The sequence below is a fragment of the Bacillus sp. BF2-3 genome, from assembly GCF_008368795.1.
Lineage (GTDB): Bacteria > Bacillota > Bacilli > Bacillales > Bacillaceae_G > Bacillus_A > Bacillus_A cereus.
The window spans coordinates 1-21,778 of the sequence record NZ_QOSA01000001.1 but is presented as its reverse complement, the minus strand read 5'-3'; the positions used below and the strand labels follow the sequence as shown (position 1 = coordinate 21,778).

Sequence of the window (21,778 nt, the reverse complement as noted above, 5' to 3'; positions counted from 1 at the left end):
ACCGACCAGCGATGTTACGTTTTCTCGACAAAAAAACTCGCTCTAAAAAGAGCGAGTTTTTTCATTATATATTATTGACCTTTGTACATTGCATCTACTTGTTTTTGAAGTTCCTCATTTTCTAAGAACTCATCATAAGTAGCCTCTTTATCGATTACACCGTTTGGTGTTACTTCGATAATGCGGTTTGCAATTGTTTGCACGAACTGATGGTCATGAGATGTGAATAAGATTGTACCTTTGAATGCAATTAAACCGTTATTTAATGCTGTGATTGACTCAAGGTCTAAGTGGTTCGTTGGATCGTCAAGTGTGATTACGTTCGCACCACTTAACATCATTTTAGATAACATACAACGAACTTTTTCGCCTCCAGATAATACAGAAACGTTCTTCTTAACTTCTTCACCTGAGAATAACATACGGCCTAAGAAACCACGTAAGAAGCTTTCAGACTCATCTTGTGGAGAGAATTGACGTAACCATTCAACTAAGTTGTAATCACTGTTCTCAAAGTACTTAGAGTTATCTCTTGGGAAGTAAGATTGAGAGGTTGTAACACCCCATTTGAATGAACCGCTATCCGGCTCCATTTCACCCATAAGAATTTTAAATAATGTTGTCATCGCAATATCGTTACGGCCGATAAATGCAACTTTATCACCTTTATTTAAAGTGAAGTACACATTATCTAACACTTTTTCACCATCAATTGTTTTAGAAAGACCTTCAACAGTTAATAAGTCATTTCCTACTTCACGCTCAGGTGTGAAGCCAACGAATGGGTAACGACGTGATGACGGTCTAATATCATCTAATGTAATTTTGTCTAATAATTTTTTACGAGAAGTTGCTTGTTTCGCTTTAGAAGCGTTTGAACTAAAGCGTGCAATGAAGTTTTGTAACTCTTTTACTTTCTCTTCTTTTTTCTTATTAGCATCTTGTGTTAATTTTAAAGCTAATTGGCTTGACTCATACCAGAAGTCATAGTTACCAACATAAAGTTGAATTTTACCGAAATCAAGGTCAGCCATGTGCGTACATACTTTATTTAAGAAGTGACGGTCATGGGATACTACGATAACTGTGTTTTCAAAGTTCATTAAGAAGTTTTCTAACCATTGAATCGCTTTTAAGTCCAAGTGGTTGGTAGGCTCATCTAATAATAGAATGTCAGGTTGACCGAATAAAGCTTGAGCAAGTAATACTTTTACTTTCTCTGCCCCAGTTAATTCTGACAATTTCTTATCATGAAGATCTTCACCAATACCTAAACCTTTAAGAAGAATTGCAGCTTCTGACTCAGCTTCCCAACCGTTAAGCTCAGCGAACTCACCTTCAAGTTCAGCAGCGCGCATTCCATCTTCATCACTAAAGTCTTCTTTCATGTAAATAGCATTTTTCTCTTGCATTACTTTGTAAAGTTGCGTGTGACCCATAATTACTGTTTCTAATACTGGGAACTCTTCATATTCGAAATGGTTCTGTTTTAATACTGCTAGACGCTCACCTGGCGTAATATGTATGTCACCTGTTGATGGTTCAATTTCCCCAGATAAAATCTTTAGAAATGTAGATTTACCAGCACCGTTTGCTCCGATTAAACCGTAGCAGTTACCTGGCGTGAATTTTATGTTAACATCTTCAAATAATTTGCGATCCGCGAAACGCAAACTAACGTTACTTACTGTAATCATTTGTGTCCTCCTACTAATACCGCTTATTTCAGCGTTTTCTCACCGATTGTCTTAAAAAATCGCATATTACGACTCAATTATTGTAGACTATAGCTATTATATAGTAGAAGCTGGATGAATAGCAACGGTTGATTACCTTTCTACAATGAAATCGGATAGTTTTTGTCCATTCCCCTAGCTATTGTATGTATATCATCGACCTCTTTCTCATATAACCTTTCACTGCTCATTCTGTCATACATCGGATTCATTTTCATCTGAAATATTATATACCGAAAAAACTGTAGAGAAATCATTCCCTACAGTCTCTTCTTATTTCTTATTTTCTCTTTGTAACTCTTCATTTTACTCGTTAACCCTATTAACGCCGGTAATAATATCGGCATCACAATTAAAGCTAATAGAAGAAGTGCAACGCCAACTACGGATGCTACTTGTATAAGCGTTAATACACCTGAAGGGATTAATGCAGCAAATGTACCACCTAAAATAAGTGCCGCTGATAATACGACTCCTCCGATATGACGAGAAGCAGTTACAATTTTCGTCGCTGGGTCCCCTTCTAACTCATTGTATCTCATCATTACAAAAATACTATAATCCACTCCTAAAGCGACAATCATTATGAAACTAAAGAATGGAACATTCCAGCTTAATGAATCTACATGTAAAATATGCGTACTAATTTGTTCACTTATCCCTAATGATGCAAAGTAAGCTAATAGTAACGATCCAATAATAAAGATGGTGTTTAATAATGAACGTGTAATCACAATTAATACAATCGCGATTCCAATTAACATAATTGTAGCTGTACGTAAGAAATCTTGCCCAGTTACTTCTTTTAAATCAACGTTTCTAGCTGTCGTTCCTCCGATTGCTGTTTTCGCATGATTTAATTCCGACCCCTTCAAAGTACCATCTATTGTGTTATTGATTTCTTGAATAATTGGCATCGCTTCTTTTGAATACGGATTTACGTCTAAAATGATTGTCATTTTAGCAGTCTTTCTATCATGTGACATGTACGTATTCAAAGCTTTTTGGAAATCTTCTCCCTCCAAAACTTCTTTTGGAATATAGAATTTCTCAGAGCTTTTTGATTCGTTCAGTTCTCCTAAATATTTCTGAGCATCCCCTAGGCCATTACTTACCTTTTCAAGGCCTTCTGTACTTTTAGTTAGTCCGGATTGTAATTGACCCATCTGTTCTTGCAAGTCTTTCAGTCCGGTTAATAGCTGACCTTGCCCATCGTTTATTTTCGTTAATCCGGTTTGTAACTCAGATGACTTGTTCGCAATTTGTTTTGAACCTGAAGCACCTTCATTTAATCCATTTTTAAGATCAGCTGCTCCTTTTTGTAACTTAGTAACTCCATTGTTCATTTCTTTTAAGCCATTATCCACTTTCAATAACGATTGATTCGCTTCTTTAAATGATCCCATCGCCGAATTATGCTGCGCTTTCAATTTATTTAATTCATTTGAAAGCCCACCTAATTGCTTTTGAGCCTCTTTAGCAATTCCTATCGTCTGCAGAATGTTAGGATCATTTGCTAATTCTGGTTTCGTTTGAATGAAATTGGTCATTAACATTTCAATTTGTTCATAACCTTTCTTCGCACCGTCAATCGCTTGAGAAATACTTCCGAAGTATTGATCGTAAGAACTTAAACCTTTTTCTAACTGTGTATAGCCAGCATGAAGTTGTGAAGTTGCTTGAGATAATACACTTATATTTTCATTTACTGAAGTTAACCCACTCTCAATTTGCCGCGCACCTTGTGCTCCGTCATTTATGCCATTGGATAGTTGATTTAAAGCTGTTCCTAATGCTGATACACCACTTTTCGCTTCATTTGTTCCATCAATTAACTTTTGAACGTTCGCAAGACTATTTGAGTCCTTATTACCCATCTTATCTTTCGCAGTAGTTAATCCATCATTAATTTCCTTTATACCACCATTGGCATCTCCTAAACCTGTATTTAGTTCACCCGCTTGTTTATTTATATATAGTTCTTTAATCCTATCACCAGTTGGACGTGTCGGTGAATATACTTCTGAAACACCTTTTACTTTCAAAATCTTATCAGTTAGTTCATCTAAAGTTTGAAGCGAACTCGCCTCATCTAACTTGTTATTCGATTGAATGACTAACGTACTTGGTGAAGAAAAACCAGGTGGAAAATGTTCTTCTATTACGTTAATCCCCATTTTCGACTCATATTTATTGTCTACTTCAAATAAATCGTTGTAATTAAGTGTATTAGAATACTTTAATATGAAAGGAATTGATATCACGAATACAATAATTAAAGCTACAAATGGTCTCACTACTGAGTTTTTCGCAAAGAATCCCCATAGACGACTGTCTTCATGACCTTTAAATGTTTTAACGGGATAAAACATCCCTTTTCCTAAAAGCACCATAAAAAACGGATTTAACGTAGTTAATACTAGTAATAAAACTGCGACACCAATTGCTACCGCTGAAGTAGCTTGATATAGTTTAAAACTCGCTAAAGCAAGAGATGCAAAACCAATTAGTACTGCTATCCCGCTATATAAAACGGTTTTCCCTGCCGATTTAAATGTTTCTTTCGTAGCCAAAAATGCGTTTTCTTGTTTACTTAATTCTTCTTTAAATCTCGTAAATAATAAAATGTTATAGTCTGTTCCAACCCCAAACAGGACAACAACGACAAACACTTGTGTAAAGTTAGAAAATGGAAAATTAAATTGATCTACTAAATGAGCAATAATCCCCATTGAAACTAAATATGATACCCCAACAGTAAGAAGAGAAACAATTGGAACAATAGGTGAACGGAATACAATGATTAATATTACAAGAATGAAAATGATTGAAATAACTTCAGTCTTTTTCACTCCCTCTTGAGAAGATGTAAGGAAATCTCCTGCTATTAAATCACTTCCTGTTAAGTACGTTGTTACCCCTTTCGTTTTCACTTTATTATGAAGGTTATTTGTAACTTTCGATATTTCACCATGCTTTTTATCTATCGATATTTGCGTTAAAATAGTCGTATTATCTTTAGAAACTAATTGTTTCTCTAATTCTTTATTATCTAAATGTGAAACAACTTCTTTAATTCCTAATTGTTCTTTTTCATTTTGCAAAGCGTTGATTGTTTTTATTATTTCCTCTTTTTGCTCAGTCGTTAAAGCTGTTTTACTGTCACTATTAAAAACAACTATAATGTCATACTTTTCTGTCCCGTCTTTATCCATTTCTTTTATCATTTTGTCAGCAATACTACTTTGTTCTGTATTAGGAATCGTAATGTGCCCTTTTTCTTTCACTAATTTATCCATATTAGGCATCGTTACGATCATTGTAATGGTAATAACTATCCATAATAGAAAAGATAAACTTCTCCAATTTTTCAGCTTGCTCATTTGCATCATCTCCCGCGATTAAAATTTACGTTAGTTACGGAATGAATATTCATTCCTATTATTCTATTACATTATTTTGTAAACTCTATTAAACTAGTCTTTCCGGAATGAATATTCATTCCTTTAGTTGCACAAATACCCTCTCCTACTCTCATTTTTTAATTCTATTTAGGAATGAATATTCATTCCTGTCCTTATAAAGCTATAGAATCAAATGATTCTAATAGCGTTCCAAGAGCTTTCTTCCAATTCTTTTACTAACTCTTTCGAGTATTCTAATTGCCCTGTTGCAATTACTTTCGTTAATTTTTCTAACGGTTGATATACAATAATAATTAAAGCAACTGGAGGCAATGGACGAAGCAAACCTTTTGCGATTCCATCTTCAATAATATTCATAAAGAAGCCTATAAAATCGTCAAATATTTTCTTACTCTGCTCATCAAGAAAATAACTATCACAGTGAGAATTTGTAAATAAAAAAGCATCCACATTGTTTCTCGCAAATTCAAATAAACGGTTATACGTATGACTAAACTGTTCACGAATATTTGCTTCAACAGGAAAATCCGTTTTTATCATTTCAGAAAGCTGTAACATACTTTTTGAAAATAATGAGTTAACAAGCGCCTCTTTATTTTCAAAATAGCGATAAATAGTACCCGCACCGACATTTGCTTTTTCAGCGATCATTGGAATTGTCGTACCATCGTAACCACGCTCTGCAAAAAGTTGCATCGCAGCATCAAAAATATCCTCTTGTTTGTTTTTAGCCATTTTTTCCACCTCTATTTTCAGGAATGAAAATTCATTCCGTTTTTAATTATAAATTACAGGGAATAAAAGTCAAGTGCGTGACAACGTATAGTTGCGATTCTATTCTCTTGTATGTGAATAAAATTATATCAGCGATTTTCAGGATATATCAACTTACCGACAAAAATTAATACAATGAGATGGAGCTATCCCAAAATTTTGTTCGAAACAACTCCATCTTATATGCAAATTAAAAGAAATCATAAATAAACGGCTTGCGCACTGGTACTACATTCTCAAATGCCCGTATTTCCTCTTCGCTTCCGCTAATTAATTCTAATTCATTTAGTTCTAATGGGCGTTTGTATCCAAGCAGTATTGTAGATAGTGCATTTATATCTAGCTTGATCCCTTTATCCATTGGTTCTTCTATAATTGCTATTTCATAATTTGCAAGTCTCACCGATACATTATTCCACGGTGCAAATGAATCTGTAATATGTAAAATGACTTCTTGTTGTACATTGTTCCAGTTTAACTCATACTGTTTTAAGAACTGCTCTACATCTACAATTCTTCCCATAAAATATGGTTTTATTTCTGTTTTCACACGTGGTTCTTGCAATGTATATAACAACTGTTCGTTTTCACTTACTGTCATTTCAAGCTCTTTAATCATAGAATCATGCTGGCAAATAAAATTCCATAGACCATTTCGTGCTTCATTATGCAGTGGAACAAATTCATCTACTGTCATTTTATAGTTTTCTATTTTATATAACATATAGCCGGCTGCACTTTTATTTTCATCGTAATAAATTGCTAATGTTAAATCCTCATAAACAGCTTGTAACCACCATTTTTCATTGCGAACTAGCATACCAGAAAAATGTTCTGCAAATGTTTCATAAAGCTTCTCGACCTCTTCTGGGTGATTTTCTTTATTGAAACGTTTCACAGTACCATTCACTTGTTTTTTCATAACTAAATCACTCTTTGTCAAATGACATACGAGAAGATTCGCACAAAGTTCCCAGCCGTATTTACGGTAAAATGTAACAGCAAATGGGTGTAACATAGAGACTGTAAAGCCATCTTTTTTCATTGTTTGAAGTGAATGTTGAAGTAGCTCTTTTACATACCCACTTCTTCTGTACTCTGGATACGTCGCTACTCCTGCAACGCCACCCATTTTAAATTTTTCTTTACCTATGTAAATATGAAACGGGATGAGGTGTAGTTTTGCAGCTAAGTCCTCACCTTCCATAATACCGTATACTTCATGACTTTCCTTCATCTTTGTAAGTTGCTGCTGTAATCGTTCCTCATCTACTTTATATTGAAAAGCGTATTCTGATAAACGTAATGCTTCTCTGAACTTATCTTCTTTTAATTGTATGACATTCATATAATTCTCCTCCATTCCCTGTTTGAATTGTATCATAATTCTTACTATTATAGTTCGGTAAGTGAAACTACAAGGACGTTTTAACAAAAAAAGCAGATACATCACGTATCTGCTTTCCATCCTTTTTATTTAGCTAATTTTTGAAGTTCGTCAAAGAATGTAGGATATGATACACCTACTGCTTCTGCATCTTCAATAATTGTTTTTCCTTCTGCCAGGCAACCAGCAATTGCAAGCATCATTCCGATACGGTGATCACCATAACTATTTACTGTATTGCCTTTTAGAGCTGATTTTCCGTAAATGATCATACCGTCATCAGTTGCTTCTATGCGAGCTCCTAGTTTCGTTAATTCAGCAACGACTGTATCAATACGGTTTGTTTCTTTTACTTTTAATTCGTGTGCATCTTTAATTACTGTAATTCCTTCTGCTTGCGTTGCCGCTAATGCGATTACAGGAATCTCATCGATTAATCTAGGGATAATATCTCCGCCAATTTCAATTCCTTTTAATGAAGATGTTTCGATTGTAATATTTGCAGCTGGTTCCGATGCCCCTTCGTTAATTAGATCTACAGTGAACGTAGCACCCATTTTTTCTAAAACATCAATAATACCGGTACGGGTTGGATTCATCCCTACATTTTGTAATACTAGTTTACTATTTGGGATGATTGCACCTGCTACTAAGAAAAATGCTGCTGATGATACGTCACCTGGCACTTGAATGTCTGTTGCTGTTAATTTTTGTCCACCTGACAGCTTCACTGTTTTCCCTTCGCGAGTTACTTTAACACCAAATGCTTCAAGCATTCTTTCCGTATGGTCGCGGGAAATATGTGGTTCTGTAACAGCTGTTACACCTTCTGCACGAAGACCTGCAAGTAAAATAGCTGACTTTACTTGTGCACTTGCAACAGGAGAAATATATTCAATTGCTTTTAAATCTCCACCACGTATTGTTAACGGTGTAAATGTTCCTTCTTCTCGGCCGTCTATGTTTGCGCCCATTTGTTTTAATGGGTTTGTTACACGCTTCATCGGTCTTTTTGCGATAGATTCATCACCTTGTACGCAAGAGAAAAATGGTGTGTTAGCTAGTATACCTGACATTAATCGGATTGTTGTACCAGAATTACCAACATCTAATACAGCTTTCGGTTCTTGTAAACCTTCTAATCCTTTACCAACTACAGTAACCTCATCACCGTTTTGCGTAATTTCTACTCCCATTTCTTTAAAACATGAAATTGTACTTAAACAGTCTGCACCGGGCAAGAAACCTTTAATTGTTGTTTTCCCTTCTGCAATAGAACCGAACATAACAGCACGGTGTGAAATGGATTTATCACCTGGGATTGTAATATTGCCATTCAATCCGTTATTAACAGGTTGTATTGTTCTTTCTTTCACGTTTTTCACCTTCTCATTTAAATTGTTTCATAAGTTTGGTATTCTTCTTCTCCAAGCGCTAGCTTTGCTTTCATACGATCTTCTTCCCTTTGGAAGCTAATACGTAATACCCCAAGCAGTCCTTCACGCGCTTCTAATATTTGCAAGTTCGTAATACTAATTTCCTCGCGCGCTAAAATACTCGTAATATGAGCCAATGCCCCCACCTTATCTAATACATCGACGTATAAGTCGTGATAGGCAGGAATTGCCCCTCTCTTTCTTACTGGTAAAGAATCACGGTATTCTTTCGCATCTGCAAAATAGTTTTGAATCTCGCCTGCATCTCCGGTAGAAACTGTTTTATATAAATCTTCCATTTCAGAGATCCACTCTTTTAATAATACCATTAAATGCTCTCGATTTTGCTTTACAATATCACTCCACATTTTCGGACTACTAGATGCGATACGTGTAATGTCTTTAAACCCTCCAGCAGCTAGCTGATGAATGAGCGGATTATCTCCTGCATGTTTCTCTACTTGCTTCACTAAACCTGCTGCGATAAGGTGCGGGAAATGACTAACGATCCCTGTTACATAGTCATGTTCTTCTGTATTTAAAACAAGGAAATGTGATCCCGTTCCTTTTAACCAATCTTTTAACTCTTCCACTTGTTCATTTGGCACATGATGCATAGGTGTTAAAATGTAAAATGCATTTTCAAATAAATGCGCTTTTGCACTTTCAACTCCCGTTTTATGAGAACCTGCCATTGGATGTCCACCAATGAAAGATACTTCCTTTGAAAATAAAGTTTCTGCTTCATTCATAATCGTGCCTTTTGTACTACCAACATCAGTCACTATAACATCTTCTCGTAAACGGAATGACGCAAGTTTGTGTAATAGCTTCTTCGTTTCTTCAACTGGAGAAGCAAAAATAATTAAATGTGCCTCTTCACATGCATGCTGTAAATTAATTGCTATTTCATCTACTACATGTAATTCTTTTGCACGCTCTACTTGTTCTTGAAATATATCATAACCTGTTATCGTTACATCGTGCTCTTTCTTAATTGCTAATGCGAGAGAGCCTCCGATTAAACCAGTTCCAATTAATACTACCTTTTTACGCATTTTCCTCATCTCGAGACTTTCTTTTTTTATTTTCAAAGTGTTGTTGTAACACTGAAATCACCCCTTCATTTTGCTCCCTTGTTCCAACTGTAATACGGACACCATTTGGGAATGGACGAATAATAAACCCTGCATGTGCACAAGCTTCATAAATCTCTCCTGCATTCTCAACTGGCAAGAAGATGAAATTTGTTTGCGATGGATAAAATGGAATTTCATTTTCCTTACAAAAGCTTTCGTATTGTTGTAATCCCTCTGTATTCACACGAACTATTTCTTCAATAAACTCGTTATCACCAAAAGCAATCGTAGCTGCTTTTTGCGCTAATGAAGATACGTTAAATGGTAAACGTACGACATTTAATTTCTCAATTAGCTCTTCCTGTCCGATCGCATATCCAACGCGGAAAGAAGCTAATCCGTATGCTTTAGAAAACGTTCTAAGTACAAGAATGTTTTTATGTTTTTCTAAAAACGGTAATGTCTCAGGGAAATCTTTTGCTGTTACGTATTCATAGTACGCTTCATCAATGACAATTAACGTATTTTCACTAATACCTTCAATGAATTGAGTCAATTTTCGGTCATTCACATATGTGCCTGTTGGATTGTTCGGGTTACAAATCCATACAATTTTTGTATCGTTATCTACTACTGAAGAAATTTCTTCTAAGTCGTATACACCGTTATTTAACGCAATTTCCTTCACTTCGCAACCTTCTATAATGGCATGATGACGATACTGTGGGAATGTTGCACCTGCTGTTACAATGTTATCTCCCGCTCGTAATACGGCGCGGCTTATTATTTGAATGATTTCATCTAAACCACTACCACAAAGTACTTGTTCCATTTGCACATGCAACTTATCTGCAATTGTTTGACGGAGCGTTGTAGCACCTCCGTCAGGATATAAAGCATGTTCCAACCACGATTTTTGCAGCTCATCTAAAACACGTGGCGAACAGCCGAATGGATTTTCATTCGATGCTAATTTCACAAACGAATGATCTCCGTACACTTCTTTCATTTGTTCTGGTGATTTACCTGGTTTATATGGTTGTAATGATGATAGTTGATCTTTTACTTGCACGTTAAACCCACCTTTTTATTAAAATTCTTTTGCGTAGTTATTGTGTTGCATAATGTTTTGTTTTAATAATTCCATACGATCTTTTCCGAATTGTTCGACTAGTGCATCTGCAAGTTCCCATGCCACAACAGATTCAGCTACTACACCCGCCGCTGGTACTGCGCAACTATCAGATCTTTCAATACTCGCTTGGAATGCTTCTTTCGTATCAATATCAACGCTTGCTAACGGTTTGTATAAAGTAGGAATTGGCTTCATCACGCCTCTTACGATAATTGGCATACCTGTTGTCATACCGCCTTCTAAACCGCCGGCATTATTCGTTCTTCTCGTGTATCCTTTTTCTTCATCCCACAGAATTTCATCATGCACTTTGCTTCCTGGTTGTCGTGCCGCTTCAAAACCTACGCCGATTTCAGCACCTTTAAATGCATTTATACTCATAATTGCACCAGCAAGTTTTGCATCTAATTTACGATCGTAATGGACGTAACTACCGACGCCAATCGGCATACCTTCTGCAATGACTTCCACAATACCACCGATTGAATCTCCGCTACTTTTTGCGTTGTCAATCGCATCCATCATTTCTTGCTCTACTTCTTTATCTAAACATCGAACTGGTGAGTTTTCAGTTATCGTTTGGATTTCTTCAATCGGTAAGTTTGAAATATGTTTTGCTTTTACTCCACCAATTTCAAGAACATGTCCTGCAATTTCCACGCCTAATTCGCTTAAAATTTGTTTTGCAACTGCACCAGCAGCTACACGAACTGTCGTTTCTCTTGCAGATGAGCGCTCTAATACGTTTCTTATATCACGATGACCATATTTAATTGCTCCATTTAAATCCGCATGTCCTGGACGTGGTTTTGTAATTGTACGTTTCATGTCCTTACTTTCTTTTTCAGAAATTGGCTCTGCACCCATTACTTTCGTCCAATGTTTGAAATCATCATTTTTTACAATTAACGTAATCGGTGATCCAAGTGTCATCCCGTGACGAACACCACTTACAATTTCAACTGTATCTGTTTCAATTTGCATACGTCTTCCGCGTCCATGACCTTTTTGTCTTCTTAATAATTCTTTATTAATATGTTCCGCCGTAAGTGTCAAACCTGCTGGTACACCTTCTAAAATAACTGTTAACTGCGGTCCATGTGATTCTCCAGCTGTAATGTATCTCATTTCTCTTGCCCCTTTACTATTTTTTTGTACAAAAAAGTCCCTACTGAGCGCTCAGTAGGGACGATGTTTATCGCGGTACCACCCTAGTTGTAGACTTCTTTCGTCTACCTCTCTTCTTCTTTAACGATCGTTTGACCGTCTTACCCTCCAAAAGTTGTCGGGAAAGATGCTCCAAGGCTGTAATTCATGCTTACCTTTGTACTGATTCACACCGACCATCAGCTCTCTTTAACAGTGAGATAAGCGCTACTGTTTCCTCTTCAACGCATATATGATATGGAATTAAGATAATTTATTTTTGAAACCTTTTAACTCATCCATGAATCTATGGAATTCTGGAATGTCCATTTGTTGTGCAGAATCTGATAATGCAACTGCTGGATCTGGATGAACTTCAGCCATTACTGCATCTGCGCCAATTGCAAGTGCCGCTTTCGCTGTTGGTAATAATAAATCTCTGCGTCCAGTTGAATGTGTTACATCAACGATAACTGGTAAATGTGTTTCTTTCTTTAAAATTGGTACTGCAGAAATGTCTAATGTGTTACGTGTTGCTCTTTCGTATGTGCGGATACCGCGCTCACAAAGAATAATTTGATCGTTACCTTGCGCAATGATGTATTCCGCTGCGTTAATGAACTCATCAATTGTTGCTGCTAATCCACGTTTTAATAATACTGGTTTGTTAACTTTACCTACAGCTCGTAATAAATCGAAGTTTTGCATGTTACGTGCGCCAACTTGAATTACATCAACGTAGTCTAATGCCATTTCAACATCGTTCGGATTTAAAATTTCACTAATAATTGCTAAGTCAAACTCGTCTGCTACTTGACGTAAAATTTGAAGTCCTTCTACTCCCAAACCTTGGAAATCATATGGAGAAGTTCTCGGTTTGAATGCACCACCGCGCATTAATTTTAAGCCTTGGTCTTTCATCGCTTGCCCTACTTGACGAACTTGTTCTAAACTTTCTACTGCACAAGGTCCCATGATGAACGTTTGTGTTCCGTTTCCAATCAATTCACCTTTTACATCAACGATTGTATTTTCTTGTTTCTTTTTACGTGATACTAGTAACGCTTTACGGTTATCATCTTCTTGTAACTCTAAGCTTGCTTTGAAAATCGTTTTGAAAATATGTTGAACTGTTGATGTTTCGAATGGTCCTTCGTTATGCTCTGCAATCATATCAAGTACTTCACGCTCACGTACTGGATCAAAGCGTTTCGTACCTTGTACTTGCTTTTGCTCTCCAATTTTTTGAACAATTTCACCACGTTTGTTTAAAAGGTGTAATAGTTGTAAGTTAATTTCATCTACCTGTTTACGTAATTGATCTAATTCATGATTTGCCATTTGGAAATCCTCCTCTAATGTTTTAAAAGTATAGTAAGAGAATAAAAAATTCTCTATTTTCTGAACTGACTAATTATACAAATTTATAGTGGAATCGATACCTCTTCTTATTTTAAACTGATAATTCTTACAAAGACATGAACTACTAGTTAAAAACCCACTTTTTTGTACAAAAAAGCCCTACTGATCCAATCAGTAGGGACGATATTTATCGCGGTACCACCCTAGTTGTAGACTTCTTTCGTCTACCTCTCTTCATTGTTAACGATCATCTGACCGTCTTTCCCTTCATAAAGACAATACTATCTTTACTACGAAAAAGATGCTCCAGGACTGTAATTCGCTCTTGTTTATGTACTGGTTTGCACCAACCACCAGCTCTCTGTTACAGGGAAACAACAACTACTGCTTTTCCTTTCAATGCATGACTATTTAATTTTCAAGTTGAACCACTAAAATACAAAAAGTCCCTACTGAATAAATCAGTAGGGACGATATTTATCGCGGTACCACCCTAGTTGTAGACTAACTTTCCGTCTACCTCTCTTCACTGTTAACGATCAATTGACCGCTTTTTCCTCATAAAGACAAACTATCTTTATTACGAAAAAGATGCTCCAAGACTGTAATTCATGATTATCCCTGTACTGGTTCACACCAACCACCAGCTCTCTGTTACAGTAAGACTAACCACTACTGTGATCTCTTCATTGCACTTTGTTTATTCAAATGTTTTTGAAATTGAATAAGTATGATTCGTATTATAGAACGCTTTTCAAAACACTGTCAACAACTTTTTATATATTTTTTAAAATTCCACTTTCGTCCTATAATTCTTTTTGTAAATCACCCATTACAATTCCTATGCGAATTATTTCATTTTCTAGTAAATGTAAAACATATTCCTCTACTTCATACTGAACTAATAATTCTTTTATTTTTATGATTTCTTTTTCAAATAAAACGGCTTCGTGACATGTTTGTAGTAAAATAAAAAACACATTTGCAAATATTTCTTTATGCGCTTTCATACTTTCTTTTTTATGAAGCATTTCAATCAATAACTGCTTCATTTCCTCACCTGCACATTTACCATGTACACTTGAAAATGCACGAGACATAATACATAATCCTTTTTCTAATATTTCATCCATGTATAAAATAATACGTAAAAGCATTACATATTCTCTTGCAGTTATCTCACCCATTTTTGGTCGTTCTCGCAAAAATACACTGAGCCAAGCTGTCCAAAATTTTTGTTGTTCTTTTACACTTAATGTTTTGACGTAATAGCATAAAAACTGCATAAACTTAATTTTATTTTCTTCATTTTCTAGTATGAGTAACGGGTATAACCAATCTGTTTTTTGATCCCAATATAGTACACATTTAATAAATACAAAGCTAAGCCACTTCAAGAAAGCTTCTCTCGTATGCGGATGTAATACTTCCAAATGTTCTATCGCATACTTAATAAATCGCTTCATTTCTGTAAATAAAGGTAGATTTATTTGCGTGTAACATAAGCCGGCCCATGCATATTCCGTAATCTCATTTTGTTTTTTTAAATCTAAGTATGGTAACAAATATTTTCGGCACCATTGTTTTTCAATATGATATAGGAATGTAATATCTGCTATTAAACGAGCAAACATAAAGTTTGTTCGTTCCGAATTAACTCTTACTTGTTCTTCAAATAAAAATAAATATTCATATACATTACGATCGTATAAATGATCATATGATAACAACTTTAATAATACAGCCGTCATTTTTCCAACTGGATGCTGAATTGATTCATTATAAAAATCTTGTTTCCCAAGCTTAAAGTCTGTATCACTCTTCATAACTTGAGGAAACACTGAAAATGCAAATCGTTTTACAACACGTATACTATTCTCTTCTAATTCTTCTAGTCGATTACTAATTTCATATAGAAAACTACTAATTAACCAATGAAAAGCAGTATTTCTAACAAATTTCTGCAATAGCGGAATAATTTTTTGGATTTGCTCATTCGTCAATCCTCGATTATTTCGCCATTCTCTAATACAAACAAACCATACTTCATTACTTATTTCTTGCACTCCTACTAATTGGTATGCAAATGAAATACTCCACTCTGTGTTTAATTTACATGCTTTTGATAACATCTCTAAAAAATGGCGTTGTTCAAAAACACCATCTTGCGAAAATTGCTGAACTTGCTTCATAATTTCAACATCTTTCAGCTGCAATAATCCGTCAGCAGTTACATTACAAGTAATGCTTTCTGCTGTATCCTCTTTCTTTTGTACACTGTATCGTTCAGAATGAAAATGAGGATGCTTTTGCTTCATTAACTCATACCCATTTGCCGTAGATGGGCTATTCGAATCACACTTGAATAATAAGTCTAATACGAGACATGCATCAAATACCCGCTCTTCTGTAAGATGCTTTATTACAGTTCGAGTGACTTCTTCTTTTGTTTTTTCTAAACAATGTGCATAATGCCTTTTTAAAAGTTGAAAAACTTCGTGTTTATAAGTGAAATCTAAAAGAAGTCCTTCATGTAACAACCATTTCATTTTGTCATCTACACGAACAAAAATATTTTTATTCATCGCATCAATTGCAATTCGCTTTTGAAGTACGCTATTTGCTTCTATCATTTCTGTAATATAATAATCCGCTTTTTTCTCATTGTTTTCGCATAAATAAGTTAGACACTCTTTTACAATTCGTATTAAAAATGCAAGATCATTTTGATGAAACTCTTTCTCTACATTTTCCTTATTTCTTTTTTTCAGTGCCGTTTGTCTTAACGACAACATTCTCAATTTTTCTAATCCAATCATCATAATTGGAACAGCATAATAAGCGATATATGGCCTCATCTTTTCGTTCCAAATTTGCTCCACATGAGAAAATGTAGATACTGGTAAGCGACTCGATTCCTCGAGTTCTATTGATTCTTGCGTATCATTTCCCCATTTTCTTACACGTTTCAACTTCAGTTTTCCGTCTAAAATAAAAGTTAGTAACAATAAGGCAATTTCTTTATGCTCAGGAAAAGAACATTTTTGCAGTAACTTAGAAATCTTTTCTATAGAGCTACTATCTTTTTCAGCTGTTTCTAATAAAAGGAGTGTCCACCTTGCAAACAACAACGGGTCCATCTTACTCTTCGTTTCGTTTAAGTAGTTACAAATTGTTCTCCATAATAACGGTGATATTTTAGAATAGTTTTTATAAATTAATTGAAATAATTCTTTCTGATGACTAAAAAGAAATTGTTCCACTAACCATTCTGCAAGTAATTCATCTACTTCATTATAGTTTGGCGTAAGCATAAACAAATTTTGTAATTTACCTTCTGCTTCTAACCATTCGACCCATTCATAATCATGAGCAAATTCCACAAAGTAACGTACTGTTTCAATTTTTTTAATCGATTGCTTTATGTATGATAATTGTTCCTGTTCTACTGACGGGGGAACCGTTACAATATCCCGAATACGCATTCTTTTCGTAATATAATTATCACCCATTAATTCAGCCCAGCGTTTTACCGCTTTTACAAGGGATTGATGATTATTCACCTTATTCGGATACACAATTGGTCTTATCCCCAAATGTTCCCAGTGGTATGTATTTTCTCCTTGTGCGACAAAAGCAAATCGTCTTGTACTTGGTGGTAAACCAGTTGCTAAATATTTCATTACTGGGTCATTATGACTATATCCAACGAATAAAACGGTGTAATTTGAGAATAGATCAACTAAAAACCTTCTCGCCCACCCTTCCGTTAAGTAAGCCCTTCCAAAATCACCATCTGTTAAAATTAAAGCCTCTTTCTCCTGTTCTACATTACCATGTATGTAAGCAAGACCTTTAAAAGCTCTCCCAGTCGGTAAAGCTGAAGCGTAATAAACATTGATATCTCTATTTATTTCTTTAATTGCAGTTGTAAAATGTTGATCAAAATTTGTTGTTACAATGCGGATATCTGTATCTAAAGGAAATAACCTTGGAATTGCATAATGCAATGGATTCGGTTTTGATTTCTCTATATGAACGAGATCTCTTGCGACTTGATGTACATCTTTTGTTTTCGCAATTTTGCCAAGATAATAATCATGTGGCTCTGTTATTTCACGTTTTTCGACATATAACGTTTTTGCAATTTCATCAACTAAATCATCAAAATTCGGTAAGTTTGATTTCCCTTTCATAGAAACTCCCGCTCCAACAAATAACACTAACTTTCCTTGCTCAAGGTGATCAATTAACTCATCTGGAATTTCTACTTCTGAAGTAATCCACATCTTGGATTCCCCCTTACCTAAAAATGTCATACACTCTCATTTTACTATAACATTTTTTCATTGTTTTTATAATATTTAGACTAAATTCCGAACATGAAAAAGTTTTATGTAAATAAATCCGTTACAATGTATGAACTCCAGAATTTATTGAAAAACTATGTATAAATCGGAGGTGTAAATTTTGAATGATTTCACAGTAGTGCTTATCAAGTTTATATCGTGCATTATCGCATTTAGCATTGGGCTTGCTTTATTTTTCCCTGCAACGTTTGTTCAAATTATTTCATTCAGTCTCTTTGTTACAATCGTATCCTACATGTTCGTTGATAAAATTATTTTAAATCGAATTGGCAATACTGGTGCCATTATGTCGGATTTCTTATTAACATATTTAAGCGTATGGATTTTCGGTAATATTTTATTAGACAACTATATGCAAATTGCATGGGGCAGTATCCTTTCTGCCATCGTCTTCACTTTATCTGAAGTAATCGTTCATCGCTTCTCTAACTCTCATACAAGGCACAACAATGATAACATTCGTATTAATCGCCGCTTTGCATATGGTACAGAGTTTGCTGAAGAACAAAATATATTGGATAAAGATAAGAAAAAGTAACGTTTTAATGCAGGAGCGCCCTTTTTAATTATGTGGTGCTCCTTTTTTGTATTTTTTCATTATGGTACGTGAAATTATATAAGTGATTATTTCAAAATACCGACTTACTAACAATATTTGACGCTATTTTTTCTAATAAAAAACTGCCTCTTATTTAGAGGCAGCCACTTTTAAGTCTTTTACTGCAACAACATCCGCAAACGCTCCCAATACTGCGTTATGATGTTTCACAATATCTTCAGCACGTAACACTTCTGTATTAAATGTACTATGCGCATCACTCACTAACGTTACTTTATACCCTTCACTACATGCTCTGCGCGTTGTCGTATCTACACAATACTCTGTTTGCATTCCCGAAAGAATAACATGTTCAATTCCTTTCTCTTGTAACACTTCGCTTAAGTTTGTATTATGGAATGAATCTGGAGTTGTCTTTTCAACTATATTATCTCCTTCTTGCGGAGCGATGGCCGCATGGATTCGCCATCCATCCGTACCTTTTTCTAACGGATGGTCTTTAGGACCGTTATGTTGGATATAAATAACTGGAATATCATTTGAACGACATTCCCTAATAAGCTCTTGCAATGTTTGTAAAAACTTTCCCCCATTATGTACTGGCATTCCAGCTGTATACATACCCGCTTGCACATCAATTACGATTAATGCTTTTTTCATTTCACACATCCCCCTTTATTTGTATAAGCCATTATTATTGTTTATATTCCATCATCCAACAATCTTCTAATTTCCCCTCATGCAACTCATGTTCCTTTAAAATCTTTACTTTTTTAAATCCACTTTTTTCATAACACTTTATTGCTCGTTCATTATTTACTTTCGGATCCATTGCAATTGCTTCTGCTCCCATTTCACCCATAATATATGTAATTGCTGCCTGAACGAGTTTTGTTCCAATTCCCTTTCCCCAATAGGCTGGTTCACCGATAAATTGGTCCATACCCCATACATTTTGTGATTCTTTATAGCCATATAACGCTTTCCACTCTGAATCCACTGGGTACATTTGTATGTAACCAATCGGAATGGTATCAAATTCTATTAAACATCTTTTTTCATTACTGTCTGGACTATGTATAAAATGATCAAGCACCTTTTCTACAGATTGCGGATTATCTCGTCCTTCGTAATACCGCAGGACTGCTGGGTCCGTTAACCATTTAGAAATGATAGATGCATCATCTTCCATTACGTATCTAATCAATAAACCTTCTTTTTGAAAAAGCATATTATACCTCTATTATTTCTTTATATTTTTTCTTGCTGTTACATCTTTCATTGCACCTACTAATGCATATGGTAGTAATGTAATCGCAAAAAATGCTGTAAATACGTTAAATTGCGGGATTGTATAGAGTGTGAACCATTCAGTGAAAAATTGAGAATTTAATATTCTATTAAAAAACTCTCCGCCTGGCCTAAAGTTTGGCGCCCACGCAGTGATTTCACACAAAATAAAGTGAAACTTTAATCAGTGGGGGTTTTGTTCATCCCCCACTGATTATTAGTTGAACCAATCGGGCTTTTACGGGCAGTTGATCCCCCCACCTAACTTCTTCGCTTTCGCTGAATTTTGAGGTGGGGGTCTTACTGCCCTTTAATGCGGGGTAAACAGTAACTGAACAATAAAAAATGCCCCTAGATAACGAAACCAAGTCCGTTTCCATATAGGTTGTGCATTTTTTAATATATCTCCCATCTTACCCCCTCCTTAAATATCCATCATATTAATTATACACTTTCCTCACTTTATTTGTTAAAATTTTCTATATAATTAATGCTGTTGGGGGGAAATACATTATGTCTAATCCTATACTTACATCCACTTTAATCATTCTTAGAGGAAACTCCGCAAGTGGTAAAACAACGATTGCAAAACAACTACAAGAACATTTCGGACAAGGAACACTTTTAGTATCACAGGATGTTGTACGTAGAGATATGCTTAGAGTACACGACACAATGGGTAATTTATCACATGATTTACTATTTGAAATTACGAAGTACGGAAAAGGAAAATGTGAATTTGTTATTTTAGAAGGTATATTGAACAGTCATAGGTATGGTGAGATGTTAAAAGAATTAATTCGTTATTTTGATGAAAATGCATTTGCATATTACTTTGATTTATCATTAGAGGAAACTATTAGACGACATAACACAAGAGACAAACGACATGAATTTGGTGAGGATTCCCTACAAAAATGGTATAATCCGCACGATACAATTGAGGTTGCCAGAGAAACTATTTTTACAGATAACTTTACGCAAAAAGATATATTTGATGCGATTCTTAATGATGTTGCGATACAAAAACAAGACTAATATAATATGTTAGTCTTGTTATGTACTTTGTATTTCAGTTTTTATAATTAAACAATCTATACATAAATAATAGTATATATTCATTTCCCCAAACTGGAAATCAACTACTGAAATAAGTCCACGTTCCTCAATATCTTGAGTAATTGTAGCAACATATTTCATCTCTTTCGCACAAGTTGGACACGCCAAATCCTTTGGAAGATTATCATATAACGGTACCCCTAATAATCTACATACATATTCAGAACCGAACAAGTCAAAAGCTTCCCAGTAACTATCTTCATCTGTAGGTATATCTTCATTTTTCATATTTATAAGCTTTACCGTTGTTTTTGGTAATGAAGCTGGTAACTTAATTACAGATTTAGTAATAAGCCCTTTAAAAATCCTATTATCCTTCTACTAACAAAATAAAAGCCAGCCTCAATAAAGAGAACTGACTTCTATTTGGATAATTATTGTTATTATAAAATTTTCACTTTAACAGTTTGTCTTCCCCAATTCATAGCTTTACTTTTTGAACCCATTAAAACATCAATACGATTACCTTTAATTGCACTTCCAGTATCACCAGCGATCGCTTCTCCATAGCCTTCTACCCATACTTTAGATCCTAATGGGATTACTTTCGGGTCAACTGCAATAATTCTTATATTCGGATTTGCCGTTAAATCATGCCCCATCGCAGTTAATACGCGTCCACCATATGTACCATTTTCACTTGGATCAGCAGTATACGCTGTCGCTACTACCGTTAATTCACGTTTAGCAGACTGTATGTTGTTTTTAGATACTTCTTTCGCTCTCTCTTCTTCTTTAGCCTTTGCTATTTCTCTTGCTTTTTCTTCTTCTTTAGCTTTTGCTATTTCTCTTGCTTTTTCTTCTTCTTTAGCTTTTGCTATTTCTCTTGCTTTTTCTTCTTCTTTAGCTTTTGCTATTTCTCTTGCTTTCTCTTCTTCTTTAGCTTTTGCTATTTCTTTCGCTTTTTCTTCTTCTTTAGCTTTTGCTATTTCTTTTGCTTTCTCTTCTTCTTTAGCTTTT

At 35.0% G+C, this 21,778-nt stretch carries 16 protein-coding genes, 2 pseudogenes and 3 other annotated features; of the genes and pseudogenes, 2 read left to right on the top strand and 16 right to left on the bottom strand.

The genetic code is table 11. The features are described from left to right. Positions 1–71 precede the first annotated feature (71 nt). From DN401_RS00090 to DN401_RS00045, 10 genes are all read right to left on the bottom strand, one after another. A complete protein-coding gene (locus tag DN401_RS00090) occupies positions 72–1,697 on the bottom strand; it encodes an ABC-F family ATP-binding cassette domain-containing protein (protein WP_000633864.1) in 1,626 nt (541 codons plus the stop codon). 299 nt (positions 1,698–1,996) lie between these two features. After that, the gene (locus DN401_RS00085) at positions 1,997–5,119 is read right to left on the bottom strand and encodes an MMPL family transporter (protein ID WP_149287426.1); all 3,123 of its coding nucleotides are present in this window, start codon (positions 5,117–5,119) and stop codon (positions 1,997–1,999) included. 210 nt (positions 5,120–5,329) lie between these two features. Beyond that, a complete protein-coding gene (locus DN401_RS00080; protein WP_001107309.1) occupies positions 5,330–5,896 on the bottom strand; it encodes a TetR/AcrR family transcriptional regulator in 567 nt (188 codons plus the stop codon). Positions 5,897–6,125: 229 nt separating this feature from the next. Then, entirely contained in the window at positions 6,126–7,283 is a 1,158-nt protein-coding gene (locus DN401_RS00075) for a GNAT family N-acetyltransferase (RefSeq protein ID WP_001100928.1), read from the bottom strand. 125 nt (positions 7,284–7,408) lie between these two features. After that, positions 7,409–8,698 carry a 3-phosphoshikimate 1-carboxyvinyltransferase gene (gene aroA / locus DN401_RS00070; RefSeq protein ID WP_000664630.1) on the bottom strand — a complete coding sequence of 430 codons (1,290 nt, stop codon included), beginning with the start codon at positions 8,696–8,698 and terminating at the stop codon, positions 7,409–7,411. A gap of 17 nt (positions 8,699–8,715) precedes the next feature. Further along, positions 8,716–9,816, bottom strand: coding sequence for a prephenate dehydrogenase (tyrA, locus tag DN401_RS00065; RefSeq protein WP_025687153.1), 1,101 nt, complete (start codon positions 9,814–9,816; stop codon positions 8,716–8,718). Further along, positions 9,809–10,909, bottom strand: a complete 1,101-nt coding sequence (gene hisC / locus DN401_RS00060; protein ID WP_137396740.1) for a histidinol-phosphate transaminase — start codon at positions 10,907–10,909, stop codon at positions 9,809–9,811. Before hisC ends, tyrA begins: the two co-directional genes overlap by 8 nt. 18 nt (positions 10,910–10,927) lie before the next feature. Then, positions 10,928–12,100, bottom strand: coding sequence for a chorismate synthase (aroC, locus tag DN401_RS00055; RefSeq protein ID WP_074555213.1), 1,173 nt, complete (start codon positions 12,098–12,100; stop codon positions 10,928–10,930). Between the two features lie 53 nt (positions 12,101–12,153). Further along, positions 12,154–12,373: a binding site (T-box leader), on the bottom strand. Positions 12,374–12,382: 9 nt separating this feature from the next. Further along, positions 12,383–13,459: a bifunctional 3-deoxy-7-phosphoheptulonate synthase/chorismate mutase gene (locus DN401_RS00050; RefSeq protein ID WP_001273575.1), complete on the bottom strand. Its 1,077-nt coding sequence runs from the start codon at positions 13,457–13,459 to the stop codon at positions 12,383–12,385. 194 nt (positions 13,460–13,653) lie between these two features. Beyond that, positions 13,654–13,889, bottom strand: a binding site (T-box leader). 54 nt (positions 13,890–13,943) lie between these two features. Then, positions 13,944–14,179: a binding site (T-box leader), on the bottom strand. A 107-nt stretch (positions 14,180–14,286) separates the two neighbouring features. After that, the gene (locus tag DN401_RS00045; protein ID WP_149287425.1) at positions 14,287–17,769 is read right to left on the bottom strand and encodes a DUF4020 domain-containing protein; all 3,483 of its coding nucleotides are present in this window, start codon (positions 17,767–17,769) and stop codon (positions 14,287–14,289) included. 181 nt (positions 17,770–17,950) lie between these two features. Here DN401_RS00045 and DN401_RS00040 point away from each other — a divergent pair, with 181 nt between their 5' ends. Beyond that, the gene (locus DN401_RS00040) at positions 17,951–18,388 is read left to right on the top strand and encodes a YndM family protein (RefSeq protein WP_000997702.1); all 438 of its coding nucleotides are present in this window, start codon (positions 17,951–17,953) and stop codon (positions 18,386–18,388) included. 150 nt (positions 18,389–18,538) lie between these two features. Here DN401_RS00040 and DN401_RS00030 read toward each other — a convergent pair whose 3' ends face one another. From DN401_RS00030 to DN401_RS30020, 4 genes and pseudogenes are all read right to left on the bottom strand, one after another. Next, positions 18,539–19,069: a cysteine hydrolase family protein gene (locus DN401_RS00030; RefSeq protein WP_000709539.1), complete on the bottom strand. Its 531-nt coding sequence runs from the start codon at positions 19,067–19,069 to the stop codon at positions 18,539–18,541. Between the two features lie 34 nt (positions 19,070–19,103). Continuing rightward, positions 19,104–19,640 carry a GNAT family N-acetyltransferase gene (locus tag DN401_RS00025; RefSeq protein ID WP_000898768.1) on the bottom strand — a complete coding sequence of 179 codons (537 nt, stop codon included), beginning with the start codon at positions 19,638–19,640 and terminating at the stop codon, positions 19,104–19,106. Between the two features lie 12 nt (positions 19,641–19,652). Continuing rightward, a pseudogene (locus DN401_RS00020) lies at positions 19,653–19,871 on the bottom strand (YfzA family protein); the annotation flags it as partial. Between the two features lie 138 nt (positions 19,872–20,009). After that, positions 20,010–20,111 (bottom strand): YfzA family protein, encoded by a 102-nt coding sequence (locus DN401_RS30020; RefSeq protein ID WP_000502345.1) that lies wholly within the window; start codon positions 20,109–20,111, stop codon positions 20,010–20,012. Between the two features lie 101 nt (positions 20,112–20,212). Here DN401_RS30020 and DN401_RS00015 point away from each other — a divergent pair, with 101 nt between their 5' ends. Next, the gene (locus DN401_RS00015; RefSeq protein WP_000070145.1) at positions 20,213–20,737 is read left to right on the top strand and encodes a kinase; all 525 of its coding nucleotides are present in this window, start codon (positions 20,213–20,215) and stop codon (positions 20,735–20,737) included. Positions 20,738–20,755: 18 nt separating this feature from the next. Here DN401_RS00015 and DN401_RS00010 read toward each other — a convergent pair. Together DN401_RS00010 and DN401_RS00005 are read right to left on the bottom strand one after the other, a co-directional pair. Further along, positions 20,756–21,091: pseudogene (locus DN401_RS00010) on the bottom strand (hypothetical protein); the annotation flags it as partial. 110 nt (positions 21,092–21,201) lie between these two features. Further along, a partial coding sequence (locus DN401_RS00005) for a 3D domain-containing protein (protein ID WP_255481160.1) occupies positions 21,202–21,778 on the bottom strand: 577 nt, incomplete at its 5' end.

Excerpts from the sequence above, each read along its gene's own strand:
- DN401_RS00090 (WP_000633864.1), bottom strand. The coding sequence starts at position 1,697 with ATGATTACAGTAAGTAACGTTAGTTTGCGTTTCGCGGATCGCAAATTA.
- DN401_RS00085 (WP_149287426.1), bottom strand. The coding sequence starts at position 5,119 with ATGAGCAAGCTGAAAAATTGGAGAAGTTTATCTTTTCTATTATGGATA.
- DN401_RS00080 (WP_001107309.1), bottom strand. The coding sequence starts at position 5,896 with ATGGCTAAAAACAAACAAGAGGATATTTTTGATGCTGCGATGCAACTT.
- DN401_RS00075 (WP_001100928.1), bottom strand. The coding sequence starts at position 7,283 with ATGAATGTCATACAATTAAAAGAAGATAAGTTCAGAGAAGCATTACGT.
- tyrA (WP_025687153.1), bottom strand. The coding sequence starts at position 9,816 with ATGCGTAAAAAGGTAGTATTAATTGGAACTGGTTTAATCGGAGGCTCT.
- aroC (WP_074555213.1), bottom strand. The coding sequence starts at position 12,100 with ATGAGATACATTACAGCTGGAGAATCACATGGACCGCAGTTAACAGTT.
- DN401_RS00050 (WP_001273575.1), bottom strand. The coding sequence starts at position 13,459 with ATGGCAAATCATGAATTAGATCAATTACGTAAACAGGTAGATGAAATT.
- DN401_RS00045 (WP_149287425.1), bottom strand. The coding sequence starts at position 17,769 with ATGTGGATTACTTCAGAAGTAGAAATTCCAGATGAGTTAATTGATCAC.
- DN401_RS00030 (WP_000709539.1), bottom strand. The coding sequence starts at position 19,069 with ATGAAAAAAGCATTAATCGTAATTGATGTGCAAGCGGGTATGTATACA.
- DN401_RS00025 (WP_000898768.1), bottom strand. The coding sequence starts at position 19,640 with ATGCTTTTTCAAAAAGAAGGTTTATTGATTAGATACGTAATGGAAGAT.
- DN401_RS30020 (WP_000502345.1), bottom strand. The coding sequence starts at position 20,111 with ATGGGAGATATATTAAAAAATGCACAACCTATATGGAAACGGACTTGG.
- DN401_RS00015 (WP_000070145.1), top strand. The coding sequence starts at position 20,213 with ATGTCTAATCCTATACTTACATCCACTTTAATCATTCTTAGAGGAAAC.